Genomic DNA, 12,464 nt, shown 5'->3' on the forward strand with positions numbered 1-12,464 from the left:
TGGCAACCTGCCTTCAAACAAAACTATTATTAAATCCAAACAACTATTCAAACAAATTAAGTATTATTATGAATGCATTTTCATTAAAAGATAAGGTGGTTGTCGTTACTGGCGGCACCGGTATTCTTGGCGGCTCTTTTGTATTGGCAATTGCCAAGGCGGGAGCCCGTGTGGTGATCATTGGACGCAATCAGGAGCGTCTGGAACAGAAAAAAAATGAGGTGCTGGCCCTGGGCGGCCAGGCACTGGCCTTGCAGGCAGACGTGATGGAAGAAGCCCAGCTAATCAATGCCCGCGACCAGATCCTGGCCACATATGGCACGATTGACGGGCTGGTCAATGCCGCTGGCGGTAATGTCCCTGAAGCGCTTTTAACTCCAGATCAGGACATATTTGATCTGAATATAGCAGCGACAAAAAAAGCCATGGATCTAAATTTATGGGGCAGTGTCGTTCCTACCCATATCCTGGGCGCTTCCATGCTGGAAAAAGGCGGCAGCATTGTCAATATATCCTCCGTTAGTTCCAAAAAAGTCCTGACGCGTGTGCTGGGCTATAGTATGGGCAAAGCGGCCATAGATCAGTATACTGAATGGCTGGGCGTAGAAGCTGCCACCAGGCATGCTGGCAAAATCAGGGTCAATTCCATCACTCCAGGTTTTTTTCTAACAGAACAAAACCGCAGAATGTTGACCAATGAGGACGGCTCCCTGACGGAGCGTGGTGAGAAAATCATCCGGGCCACCCCATATGGTCGTTTTGGTAAACCTGAAGAGTTAAATGGTGCTTTAATTTATCTGCTCAGCGATGCTTCTAAATTTGTAACCGGCATTACCGTTACTGTAGATGGTGGTTACACCGTCTATGGCGGGATCTAATAAGGCCAATAAGGGACAGTCCTTTAAATAGGGCAACCCTGCATTGACCACACTTCCTGCCTGATTAGTAGGATTTTATGGGTTCAAGTTTGACTATTTTATTATTACTATTTATTTAAAGCCATTATGTTACAAAAAACAATGCGTTGGTACGGCCCTCAGGATGGGGTAAGCTTACAAGACATCGCTCAGGCCGGTTGCACCGGCGTCGTAACAGCACTTCATCATATTCCCGTAGGGGAAATCTGGACGGATCAGGAAATTAAAAAACGCAAACACGAGGTAGAAGCTGCCGGTATGGTCTGGCAAGTGGTGGAGTCTTTACCTGTTCATGAAGATATAAAGAGAAGAAACGGCAATTTTCAAAGGTGGATCGATAATTATAAAATCAGCCTCCAAAATCTGGGCGAAAACGGCATCCAGGTGGTGACTTATAATTTTATGCCGGTACTGGACTGGCTTAGAACAGACCTGCATTATCCAACAAAAACGGGAACCGCCCTACGATTTGAGTGGGATGCGTTCCGCGCTTTTGACCTTTTTATTCTTAAAAGGCCAGGTGTAGAAAAAGACTATACGACCGAGCAGACAGAAGCAGCTAAGGCTTATTTTGAAAAGCTCTCTGAAGAAAACAAAGCCCGGCTGGCCAGCAGCTGCATGCAAGGACTACCCGGCAGCAAAGAGGCCTTTTCCAGAGAAAACATCCTTGCTTTACTCAAAGAATTTGAAGGGATCGATGAAAAGACCTTACAATCCCATTTATTCCAGTTCTTAAATGAGATCAGCCCCGCTCTTGAAAAAAGCGGGGTAAAAATGGCTATCCACCCAGATGACCCTCCATTTCCTGTACTGGGACTGCCTCGTATTATGAGTCATGCGGACCATATCAGGGCGCTGCTGGAAAATACGACTTCTCAACATGTAGGACTTTGTTTTTGCACCGGTTCATTTGGTGCCCGCAAAGAGAATGATCTACCTAAAATGTTCAAAGAATTTGGCTCCAGAATTTATTTTCTGCATTTAAGAAGCACAGCCAGAGACCAGGGCGGCAATTTCTTTGAGGCCGACCATCTGGCGGGAGACGCCAATCTTTATACCATCATAAAGCTGGCCACAGAGCTGCAGCATGTCGAAAATCGATCTATCCCCATGCGGCCTGACCATGGTCATCAATTGCAAATTGATGCAGCCATTGACAGTTTTCCGGGCTATTCATTTGTCGGAAGAATGAAAGGACTGGCTGAGATTTGTGGAATGGAACATGCAGTTTATCAAGAGCGTGCTGAAAAAGGATTATAACATGTAGCAAAGCAAACAAGACATGAAGTCTTGTTTGCTTTGCTACCTTGCTTTTTTAACCTGTGCGCCTATCTGGAACTAACCGTTGTGCAGGCGACCAGCTCTGGTGCTCTATCTGTATAAGACTGATAGTAAACCAATATGGTATACTTATTTTCAGTTTCCCAGTAATTGCCTTCTGTCAGATCAGTTTTAGAAGGCTGGTTCGTGGATTCAGCCGTCCCATATAAATAACTATAATAACCCTGCTTTAACAGCAGGGTTTTCTCGTATAGGCCTTTTGCCGGATTATACACCAAACGGCTGTTATCATCCTTTCTATACTGGTTAAACTGGCCTAATACATACAGATCCCGGCCACTATAGGGCTGTCCGGTAGCCGTTTTATAACTAAAACGTACGAGTCCATAATCTCCCTGATAAGCTACCTGAATATTTTCAGTCGAAGCGATCTGGTAAAACCCGTCATAATCTACATAAGGCATATACTGGGACTCGTTACGACTCGGGTCGGTTTTTAAGAGGACGTCATAGCCTGCAGGCTTGCCGTCAGAAACGCTAACCCCGGCTACCCGATCACTCTGAAAACGAAAACTTTTAAGATCTGCCCACCGAAATTCCTTACCTGCTGCAAAAAGCAAATCTCTTTCACTATTGTATTCATAGGTCGTGCCACGCATAAAGGCCGGTTGCAGCTCATGAACGGCATTGTCCCAACGGTAATTTTGCAAAACCACCACTTTAATCTGATCCCTGGGTTTTGTAAACGAAGTCTGTTTACACTGATAGAAAGGTTTAATTTTTGCTGATCGCCTGTGGGCGACTGCCCACTAGGCCGCACGACGCTTGCCGCTACACTCACTTTGGGCGCTACTACCAGCATTCTTCTTTCAAAGGCCAGTTTGGAAGTATCTCCATCCAGGTATACTTTTAATAAGTAATTGCCACTCTTTTTGATCTGGGACTCGCTGGTAGGAAGCGTAGCCGCATAATGTACATATCTGGTACGGCTAATGGAGCTGAACTTGGCGTCCCTTATTCGCATATCAGTAAATCCCTGGATATAATCAAAGGAAGATTGTAAGACTGGCTGCCAGTTTTGATCACAGCGAATATACGTGTAGCTATAGTTTTTTAAGCGTGCGTCAAAATCATCAAAGCTTAGTGCTAACGCCTCTGTGCTACCTAGGGTCATTTCAGGGTAACTCAGCTGATTGCCGGCCTTAGAGAAAATAACCCCATGGATATCCGGGTTATCCGCTGAAAGGGACGGATATCCACCGATCTTAACCTGCGCCCTGCCATTTAAAGCAATAAATAACAGCGTACCGATTAAAAACAGTGGCCTTAGTCGCTGCATGACAATCCCTTTCACTTGATTGATAGTCAGCGTATTTATAAATATTTTTTATATATTGAATACATAAATAAGCTATTTTAGGCTTGTTTCACGTTATATTTTCAACAAAAAAGCGAGGAAATATCGGTCCTGTGATACAATGCCAGGATCTACATTTCTAGGCAATAATAGCGAAAAATTTGCCGGAAGCTAATTATACGCTTTGCTGTCATATTTATTACCTTCGCACCGGCCTGACGAATATAAAATTATTTTACTTTAGAAACGTTTAAGTTTAAGGATTTAGTTTAGGTTTAGTTTAAGTTTAGTTTAGCGTTAATTTAAATCAGATTCAACAAAGTCAATCCAAGCAAGTATCTACATGAATGTAGCCTCTTTTATAGCCAGGCGTATTGCCTTTAACCACCAAAAGTCATTTTCCAGATTTATCATCCGGCTGGCAACGGTGGCTACTGCCATCAGTGTAGCGGCCATGATTATCTCCTCTTCCTTCGTTAATGGCTTCCAACATGCGATCTCCGACAAGATCTATAATTTCTGGGGGCATATCCGGGTTCAGCAGTTCGAGCCCTTAAAAGCACTAGTTGCCGAAGAGACCCCTTTGGAGCAAAATGAAAGCGTAGATTCTATTTTGCAACAAAACCCCAATATTAAACAATACCAGGCCTTTGCCACTAAGTCTGCGGTCATAGAACACAAAAAAGACATTGAAGGCATCCTGATCAAAGGCGTAGGGGCAGATTATGATTTTTCCAATCTGCAACGATTTTTGACCGGAGGTAAGTGGTTATCCTTTACAGATAGTTTATACAGTAAACAAATCGTTATTTCTCAGCCGATTGCAGAAGAACTAAAAATCAAACTAGGTGATACCGTTTCCGTTTATTTTATATCCAGTGCTAACCAGCCGGCCCAAAAACGCCATCTGGAAGTAGTTGGTTTTTACAAAACCGGCATCGAGGAGTATGATAAACTCTTTGCCCTGGCAGATCTCAGACTCATTCGCAGAATTAATAACTGGAATAAAAACGAGATTGGCGGTTATGAGGTCTTCTTAAAAGACCCTGGGCTCATGAACAGTACGGCAGCTGATCTTTACCGGGCACTGCCAGATACCTGGGTTGCCAAAACCATTCAGGAAGTCTACCCTAATATTTTTGATTGGCTGAATATTCAGGATGTTAACAAACAGGTTATTTATATTATCATGGCCATTGTAGCTGTGATAAACCTGATTACCTGTCTGCTAATCCTGGTTCTTGAACGTACCCCATGACTGGCATATTAAAGTCACTTGGCAGCAGCAATTGGGTTATCCAAAAAGTATTTTTATACCACTCTTCGCTGATCGCCATTCGTGGTGTGCTCTTTGGGCTTATTTTCGGTGTGGGCATTTGTTGGTTGCAACAGTACACAGGACTGCTAAAACTGGACGAATCGGCCTATTATATTCGGATAGCCCCGTTATGATCAATTGGTATCAGGTTATAGTCATCACCTGCGGCACTTTTGTCGTCTGTTATCTGGCATTACTCATTCCTACATTTTTCGTCAAAAAAATCCAGCCAGTCAAAGCAATAAAATTCAATTAAGCGATTATATAATATTATTATGCGGCAAAAACCAATTCACCCGGCCATGCAGCCATTTTTGGATGGTCAGGTTATTTTACTAGATAAGCCCTTACACTGGACTTCTTTTGATGCAGTCAAAAAGATCCGTATTTTGACGGGCGTCTCCAAAGTGGGCCATGCGGGAACGCTGGATCCCTTGGCCACAGGTCTACTGATTATCTGCACCGGCGCTTTTACCAAAAGGATCAATACGTTTATGGCCCAGATCAAGGAATATACTGGTAGCTTTGAACTAGGGGCCACTACCCCAACTTACGATTTGGAAAGCACTCCGGAAAATATTAAAGATTATCAACATATCACAAAAGAGGATTTAATAGCTGCAACAAAAGCGTTTACCGGTGAAATTTTCCAGACCCCGCCGATACATTCTGCCATCAAAAAGGACGGCAAACCCGCCTATCTTGCTGCCAGAAAGGGGAAGAGATTAAACTGGATCCCCGAAAAATCACCATCGAGGCATTTGAGATGACAGATATTGATCATGTCCAATTACCGACCGTTCATTTTAGAGTCGTCTGTACAACCGGAACCTATATCCGGACGCTGGCAAATGATTTTGGTGCTCATTTACAAACGGGTGGCTACCTCAGTAGCCTTAGACGTACAAGAATTGGTGAATTTACGGTGGATCAGGCTTTAAGTATTGAACAGTTTGAAAAGAAGATTAAGGCGATGAAAGAAGCCTTTCATAGAAATCAGGGTGAACAGCATGCACAATAATTTGAATGTGCCATTTAATTGCACTGCGCTTCACTCTTGAAGGCTAACTTAAATAAGCACCATAGGACAGGCGCGCTAAAATAGACTCTTACATCTGGATTAGCGCGCCTGTCCTATGATCATTTTCGTTGTTGTTAATTATTTGGGCTGTAATTAACCTTTATTAATATAAGATCCATTTTTGAGCATTTTATTTTCAGATATTAGCAGCCTGAGCGGACAACTATCTTATGCTACCCCTCATTTTCACCTCGCTGCATCTTAAAAGTCTGGACATCCTCTTTTCTGGCAGGCAGCGTAAAGCCTACCGTTGTACCTACATTTTGTTTACTGCGCACATGGATGGTCTGACCATGGGCTTCAATAATATGTTTGCAGATCGCCAGGCCAAGACCTGTACCACCACTGTTTCTGCTGCGGCCACTATCTGTACGGTAAAATCTTTCAAATATACGTGGCAGGTGTTCCTCTGCAATACCTATCCCGTTATCTGAGATTTCAACCAGCACCCTGCTTTCATCCATTTTATAAACACTGGCGGTCACTTCCCCGATGCTGCTGGCATATTTTGCAGCATTGGTAACCAGATTTATAATCACCTGACGGATCTTTTCTTTATCCGCATAGACGTGAACAGGTGATTCACAGCCTCTTTTAATCCCAAATTGAAGTTCTTTGCCTTCAATATGCAAATGCAGGTTCTCCAGAACTTCTTTAATCACGTCCTGGATAATAAAATCTGACCTTTCCAGCTTTTGCTGCCCCGATTCGAGTTTGGAGATTTCATCAATATCGCTGACCAGATGTGCCATTCTATCCACATTATGTTCGGCCTTAGCCAAATATTCCTTTATTTTCTCCGGATCCTCGATATCGCCAGAAGACAGAATATTTAGATAGCCCTGCACCGCAAATATGGGGGTTTTGATTTCATGGGAGAAATTCTGTAAAAATTCCTTCCGGTACTGTTCCATAAAACGGAGGGATTCCAACTCTTCACTTCGCTTATTGGCCCAGGCAGTCACATCATCTTCAACTTCCTGGATGGATTTTTGGGGCAGAATATGCTTGTAATACATTTCTTCCCTTTTACTGGCTTTGGTCTGATAGATTAATTTATAAATCAGCTTGATCTTTCTGAACACAAAGCGCCGTAGCACTTCCCGGAAAATAAAATAATTACACAGGAATACACAGAGCGTTGCAATAGCTGCATGCCACCAAAGGATCCTGAAAAACAGAAAGCAAATACCAACAGCTACGCTGATCAGAAGGGCCGTAAATAAAGCCAGCTGCGCTGGCGTAAAATTCTTTGTGCGTGCCATATTTTGACGCTATCTTAAGCGCATTTTAAGGTGATTAAGACGGAAGTTCAAATTTATAACCGACTCCCTTGACGGTTGTGATACAATCCAAATCCAGTTTCTGACGAATTTTGCGAATATGTACATCTATGGTCCTGTCTCCTACAATAACATCCGTTCCCCACACTTTATGGAGAATCTCCGTTCTTAAGAAAACCCGACCCGGTTTGGAAGCCAGCAGATATAATAATGCAAATTCCTTCTTAGCCAATAATTTGGGTTGCCCACTAATATACACAATAAATTGAACAGGATCAATTTTTACATGGTTAATTTCCAGAACTTTATCATCTTCTACCTTGGGGCTCCGCCGAAGCAATGCGTTTACCCTACTAATCAACAACTTAGGCTTAATCGGCTTGGTCACATAATCATCTGCTCCCCCTTCAAGACCTTCAATTTCATGGATATCCCCGCCTACGGCGGTCAGAAAAATGATGAGTGTATCCTCAAATGCTGGTTGGGCCCGCAGAATCTCCAGCACTTCCAGCCCGTTTTTACCGGGCATCATTCTATCTAGTATGATGAGATCCGGTTTTATTTGTTTAGCCATTTCAATGGCTCTGTTACCTTCCGTTGCCTCATACACATCAAATCCTTCTTTTTTCAATTGGTAACCAATGATTTCCAGGATATCCGGTTCGTCATCTACGATTAAAATCTTTCGTCCTGTTGTCTCCATTATTTATAATTTATTGATACAAAATTAAAAGCTAATTCATGAATGGCACTTAATTCGGTATTATCTAATTGTTAATCGATCTAAAGTACTTCATTTTGAGACCTGGATCGTTAATTGCCCTGCTATGATTGCATATACGCTGATTTGGTCGTATTTTTGCAGTAATCGGGAAAATATAAATTTGCCTAAAAAGCAGTATTCTTAAAGAACTTTTGACGCAATGGATATTTTTGGATAGTACTTTTCCACTAATAACCTGAAAGCTAAACTTTTTTGGTGTTTTCTGGTCTGAATTATGTCTTTCTGGTTCATTTTGACTGGGATAGTAGGATATAAAATTGTAAACAGCTCGGATTATTCTGCTGCTAACCTTTTCCTTTCTCCCCGTCTTGTTAATTAACGATCCTAAACAGATGCTACTGTTTTTTAAAAATAATTTTAATATAATATATAATACAATAGAACAATTCAATTTAGATGAAGCGATTATTTACATGTTCAGATACAACGCTAACCTTGTTTGTTGCAACCCTATTGAGTTTGAGCGCTATACATAAAGCATCTGCTCAGGAGATTCCTTTTTCCAGGCAAGGGTTTCACGCCCAGGTGGATAAAGCACAGTTATCCGTATGTGCAGCAGACGGCACCAAAGATGATAAGTTTACTCCATATTCGGATAACGAAGCATTAAATAAACTATCAACCAAGGCGATTACGAAGCAAGTGGATAAAGTCCAAAAAGCCATTGAAAAGGCAGATCTGGATAACAACGGCAAGATCCGGTTTTTAAGAGGACTGTATGAACTATTATATGCTTATAAAAACTCATTTCTGTCAAAAGATATCACAGGTGCCCTGTTAGCCAATACCATACGCGGTTACCAGGATGCCATGGAACTCGAAATCAAGCATAAGGACATTGGGCCCATTTTGAGAGAAAACAAGGCAGAGGTCGCTTCGCTACTCGCCATTAACTTTGCCTTTAAAAACAATCCGGGCCAGCCAAATTTTCAATATATCTTACTGGATAAGGAAATTGGCTCTCATCCAGACAAGGCATTATATATATTGAGCAAGAACAATGATTTTCCTGCTACCGACAGCGTTGTGAGTGTCGTTGCCAGAAGAGATGCTGACGCCGTTTATACCTATGCCGCCTCTTATACCGACCTGGGAGAAGCCATCCGCAAGAGCCAGGATCCGCTGGTCAATCTGATTGCGCGCATTGCTTCTGCCAGAAGCCCATCTGGTCAGTTTATCGGCAGACAACTGATGCCATTCTTAGATGAAATCAATGCAGGCAATCTTGAAATGGAGGACATTGAGAAAAAAATGGATGATCCGGTGGCCTATTTTAAACTTCTGGTACAAACAGAGATTCATTATGCTGCCCGTGTCATGAAACGCGATACGCCCATGGCGATGGTTCAGATCCAAAAGAAAATTCACCAGGTAGGTGTCGATAATTTTATCAATAAAATTAATGGGCTGCATGAAAAGCCCAATGCGGTTCGCTACGCCTGCTTAAAACCATTATCTGCCCTGGATCTGTATTACCTGACCATTACCAGTGAGGATATTATTTACACTTCCAGCTATGTGAATGGTAAAGACTATGGAGTTTACAACCTGCTTTGGCAAAAAGCAGGCAAGGATTTTTCCAGCGACAGTCTTTTAATGAATGTTTATTTTGATAAGTATAAGAAATGGATCAAAATGGCCGCCAACTATAACACGCTGGATAATTTTTTGGGCCGTATGGCACCAAAAAATGCCCAGCAGCTTATGCTGGCCTTCGTTCGGGGTCTGGACAAAGGCGTTGGTAAGGACTCTTTAGAGGACGCTGTTGATGTGGCGGGTAGTTACGCTTCTATCGATGATCCCAAAATGAGCCAACTGGTACTCCATGAAGTGCAAAGACAACTCCAGCAGGCCAAGGCCGAAGGAAATACAAAGAAGTTCAATATTTATGATATCCTGAATACTTTGTTTCTTTCTATGAATCCGGATAATAAAATTGATCTGTCTGCCAGTCTGGGTATTGGACCGGTTTATTTTATGCCGATTAAAGACCTTAAAGACAGTAGCGGACGAATTATCATTCAACAGTTTACTTATGGTGATGAGGACGGAAGAGCTAATTACGGCAATTTCATGAATGCCGTCAGTGGCGCTGGTTGGAAATCAACTTCTAATAAATACTGGTCTACGGTGAGCTCCACTTCTGGTACCCCTATTACGATTTATACCAATAAACCCCTCGATGAATTACAGGCGCTGGATGATAAAGCACAACAAGAATTAAATAATTATTTACTTGAAAATGACATCCATCCGACCATGGTGCTGCACAGAGGGCATAGCTATTACCTGGAGAGTACCATTGAACAACTGGTGCCTACAGCCAGAGTCGTTTTACTAGGTAGCTGCGGCAGTTTCCAGTCACTCAGTAAAGTGCTCAATAAAGCACCTGAGGCGCAGATTATCTCCAGCAAACAAACAGGCGTGGGTAATCTTAACCTTACCTTAATTATGGGGATGCTAAGTACGCTTAAACAGGGTCAGGATCTTAACTGGGTTAAGATGTGGACAGGTTTTACCAAAAAATTAAGCAGTGACAACCGTTTCGTGGATTATGTCCCTCCTTATGAAAATTTAGGTGCTGTGTTCTATATGGCCTACCGTAAATTACAGGATAAAGAACAGGAAAAAGCAGATAGTATTGAGGCGGACAAAGCAGCCATTTCTATGAATGGCCAATAGTGATATTCCATGAATTAACACTTAATTATTCGCTCCAAATAAAAGTATCAAAAGCATCCCTGCTGCAGATTAACCGCTGCGACAGGGATGCTTTTTTGGGAGCGGGCGTTTATGCTAGTTATTGCCCTGTTATTTAAACCAACCTGACCGGCTACCACCCGAATAACTGGCTAAATCTTATTTTGAGGTGCCAGTTATATTAAGAAAAATAGCCAACTAATCGGAAAAAGAAAAAACTTCGATCTCGGATTCCAAAGTTGTTAGCCATAAACCGCTGAATTTTGCCATTCATATTCTCAGCTTTAGCATTAGTATGTCCTTCCCTAAAGTAGTTTATGATGTCATCATAATGCTTCTCCATCATCCTGCGAACGGCCCTAAATGCAGGAATTTTTGACGCAATTACGTCGTCAAACCAGTCATAAAGATCACGTTCTACGAAGTCTATGTCTTTTCTGATATTCTTTTTGTCGTACCAGTTTCTTATTTTTTCAGTTAACGCATATGCTTTCCCCAATATGGGGTAACGATCAAAGAGATAGCCCATGATGGCTTTATCTTCTAACTCCCAAACAGCTTCTCTTTTACAGAGTATATATCTGGATCTCTCCAGATACTCCAGTTCAGAAACGCCTTCAATGGGGCCATTGGCTGTTGGCTCTTCTATGGACTCTTTAGATGGTACTTCTTTCATCTGAGATTCGTTTGAAACGGCCTCGGTTTTGCTATTGGCCGCTGACTTATTTTTCTGTTTTGCCTCTTCTTTCGCCTTTTGTGCTGCCGCAGCCTCTCGCTGCTCCTGCTCCAAAATTACTGCTGCTTTGACTTGTTTGCGGACCGTTTGTAATGCATCCAGTATGTGCATAATAACATGGAACTTATCAATCGATACAACTGCATTGGGGAATAATTCCTTGCTTATCCTTTTATAAGTTGGACTCATATCGCTACTGATGGAAGTGACTTCTTGCCGTTTGGTTTCAGGGAAATACTCGCGTATAGCCTGTTTCAGCTCTTCCCCGTTCTGACTTTCCGCTATAAATGCAAGTTTCGTTGACTTAAGATTGGTCATGACCGTATACATCTTTTTACCTATCATCTTCTCATCTATAGTCATATGAGTTCCTACGTTCTCTTGCTTGGCCAAAGGGACTTGCTTTTCCTTTATAACTTCTCCCGTAGATTTATCAGCAATCTTAATCGTCTTTTCCCACCAGGTTTTTGAGGCTACTTTTTCGGGAAAGCCACTAAAATAATGCTTGTACCAAAAATGAGGTGTCCGCGGCTTTATGCCAAACATAAAAGCAACACAACTGATGTTTATTGGGTGGGCTTCTATTCTACCTTTTAAAAAAGCCTGCCATTTCGTTTGTAATCTTGGCTGGTTTATCAGTAATACCATATTCATTACTGAAATGAGTATCTGTCCCTGCTACCTTCCATCGCCTACGACGTAAAACTAAATACACTGGCTTCAAACTGAATCCATGGCTCAATATGTGCAGTGGATTACAAAAACCATCAAGAACAACATGAAACTCATCTTTAAGAGCTGTTGGTATTAATTCCTTTTTCTCTTCAAGTAAGAGTTGCCATTCTGAAGGTAGTTCCTTTACTTCGACCACGTCGAAAAACTCTAATAGATCCCGGGGAACCATCATCCGGGTCAGACCCAAAAGAACTTCATTTGGATCTGAAGGACTTTTCGCTTTCATATGCCAAAGTTACATAATATAATATAACTGGCACCTCAAAATAAGA

The 12,464-nt window shown here is 42.1% G+C and carries 11 protein-coding genes and 1 pseudogene; 7 read left to right on the forward strand and 5 right to left on the reverse strand.

Features of this window, described 5'->3' with window-relative positions; translation table 11 throughout:
- Positions 1-68: 68 nt before the first annotated feature.
- Positions 69-878 (forward strand): SDR family oxidoreductase, encoded by an 810-nt coding sequence (locus FSB73_RS01400; protein ID WP_146779824.1) that lies wholly within the window; start codon positions 69-71, stop codon positions 876-878.
- 126 nt (positions 879-1,004) lie between these two features.
- A complete protein-coding gene (gene uxuA / locus FSB73_RS01405) occupies positions 1,005-2,177 on the forward strand; it encodes a mannonate dehydratase (RefSeq protein WP_146779825.1) in 1,173 nt (390 codons plus the stop codon).
- A gap of 68 nt (positions 2,178-2,245) precedes the next feature.
- On the opposite strand, the pseudogene FSB73_RS27880 reads toward uxuA, so the two are convergent.
- Positions 2,246-3,537 (reverse strand): annotated as a pseudogene (locus tag FSB73_RS27880) (type IX secretion system plug protein).
- Positions 3,538-3,898: 361 nt separating this feature from the next.
- Here FSB73_RS27880 and FSB73_RS01420 point away from each other — a divergent pair.
- The 4 genes from FSB73_RS01420 (at position 3,899) to FSB73_RS23670 (ending at position 5,894) form a co-directional block, all read left to right on the forward strand.
- Complete coding sequence (locus FSB73_RS01420) at positions 3,899-4,813, forward strand: ABC transporter permease (protein WP_225974355.1); 915 nt, start codon at positions 3,899-3,901, stop codon at positions 4,811-4,813.
- Positions 4,810-5,007: an FtsX-like permease family protein gene (locus FSB73_RS23665; RefSeq protein ID WP_225974356.1), complete on the forward strand. Its 198-nt coding sequence runs from the start codon at positions 4,810-4,812 to the stop codon at positions 5,005-5,007. Before FSB73_RS01420 ends, FSB73_RS23665 begins: the two co-directional genes overlap by 4 nt.
- A 141-nt stretch (positions 5,008-5,148) precedes the next feature.
- On the forward strand, positions 5,149-5,643 hold the full coding sequence (locus FSB73_RS01425; protein WP_225974357.1) for a pseudouridine synthase family protein: 495 nt from the start codon (positions 5,149-5,151) through the stop codon (positions 5,641-5,643).
- Positions 5,640-5,894: a pseudouridine synthase family protein gene (locus FSB73_RS23670; protein ID WP_225974358.1), complete on the forward strand. Its 255-nt coding sequence runs from the start codon at positions 5,640-5,642 to the stop codon at positions 5,892-5,894. Before FSB73_RS01425 ends, FSB73_RS23670 begins: the two co-directional genes overlap by 4 nt.
- 233 nt (positions 5,895-6,127) lie before the next feature.
- On the opposite strand, the gene FSB73_RS01430 is transcribed toward FSB73_RS23670, so the two are convergent.
- Entirely contained in the window at positions 6,128-7,219 is a 1,092-nt protein-coding gene (locus tag FSB73_RS01430; protein ID WP_146779828.1) for a sensor histidine kinase, read from the reverse strand.
- Positions 7,220-7,253: 34 nt separating this feature from the next.
- Complete coding sequence (locus tag FSB73_RS01435) at positions 7,254-7,940, reverse strand: response regulator (RefSeq protein WP_146779829.1); 687 nt, start codon at positions 7,938-7,940, stop codon at positions 7,254-7,256.
- Positions 7,941-8,417: 477 nt separating this feature from the next.
- Here FSB73_RS01435 and FSB73_RS01440 point away from each other — a divergent pair, with 477 nt between their 5' ends.
- Positions 8,418-10,703, forward strand: coding sequence for a hypothetical protein (locus FSB73_RS01440; protein ID WP_146779830.1), 2,286 nt, complete (start codon positions 8,418-8,420; stop codon positions 10,701-10,703).
- Between the two features lie 199 nt (positions 10,704-10,902).
- Here FSB73_RS01440 and FSB73_RS01445 read toward each other — a convergent pair whose 3' ends face one another.
- Both FSB73_RS01445 and FSB73_RS01450 read right to left on the reverse strand, forming a co-directional pair.
- Positions 10,903-12,003 (reverse strand): transposase, encoded by a 1,101-nt coding sequence (locus FSB73_RS01445; protein ID WP_158639369.1) that lies wholly within the window; start codon positions 12,001-12,003, stop codon positions 10,903-10,905.
- A gap of 40 nt (positions 12,004-12,043) precedes the next feature.
- The gene (locus FSB73_RS01450) at positions 12,044-12,418 is read right to left on the reverse strand and encodes an ISAon1 family transposase N-terminal region protein (protein ID WP_146779832.1); all 375 of its coding nucleotides are present in this window, start codon (positions 12,416-12,418) and stop codon (positions 12,044-12,046) included.
- Between the last annotated feature and the right edge of the window lie 46 nt (positions 12,419-12,464).

The organism is Arachidicoccus ginsenosidivorans (assembly GCF_007971385.1).
GTDB lineage: Bacteria > Bacteroidota > Bacteroidia > Chitinophagales > Chitinophagaceae > Arachidicoccus > Arachidicoccus ginsenosidivorans.

Bases quoted from the DNA above. Each gene is read 5' to 3' on its own strand.
- FSB73_RS01400 (WP_146779824.1), top strand. From the start codon at position 69: ATGAATGCATTTTCATTAAAAGATAAGGTGGTTGTCGTTACTGGCGGC.
- uxuA (WP_146779825.1), top strand. From the start codon at position 1,005: ATGTTACAAAAAACAATGCGTTGGTACGGCCCTCAGGATGGGGTAAGC.
- FSB73_RS01420 (WP_225974355.1), top strand. From the start codon at position 3,899: ATGAATGTAGCCTCTTTTATAGCCAGGCGTATTGCCTTTAACCACCAA.
- FSB73_RS23665 (WP_225974356.1), top strand. From the start codon at position 4,810: ATGACTGGCATATTAAAGTCACTTGGCAGCAGCAATTGGGTTATCCAA.
- FSB73_RS01425 (WP_225974357.1), top strand. From the start codon at position 5,149: ATGCGGCAAAAACCAATTCACCCGGCCATGCAGCCATTTTTGGATGGT.
- FSB73_RS23670 (WP_225974358.1), top strand. From the start codon at position 5,640: ATGACAGATATTGATCATGTCCAATTACCGACCGTTCATTTTAGAGTC.
- FSB73_RS01430 (WP_146779828.1), bottom strand. From the start codon at position 7,219: ATGGCACGCACAAAGAATTTTACGCCAGCGCAGCTGGCTTTATTTACG.
- FSB73_RS01435 (WP_146779829.1), bottom strand. From the start codon at position 7,940: ATGGAGACAACAGGACGAAAGATTTTAATCGTAGATGACGAACCGGAT.
- FSB73_RS01440 (WP_146779830.1), top strand. From the start codon at position 8,418: ATGAAGCGATTATTTACATGTTCAGATACAACGCTAACCTTGTTTGTT.
- FSB73_RS01445 (WP_158639369.1), bottom strand. From the start codon at position 12,003: ATGTTTGGCATAAAGCCGCGGACACCTCATTTTTGGTACAAGCATTAT.
- FSB73_RS01450 (WP_146779832.1), bottom strand. From the start codon at position 12,418: ATGAAAGCGAAAAGTCCTTCAGATCCAAATGAAGTTCTTTTGGGTCTG.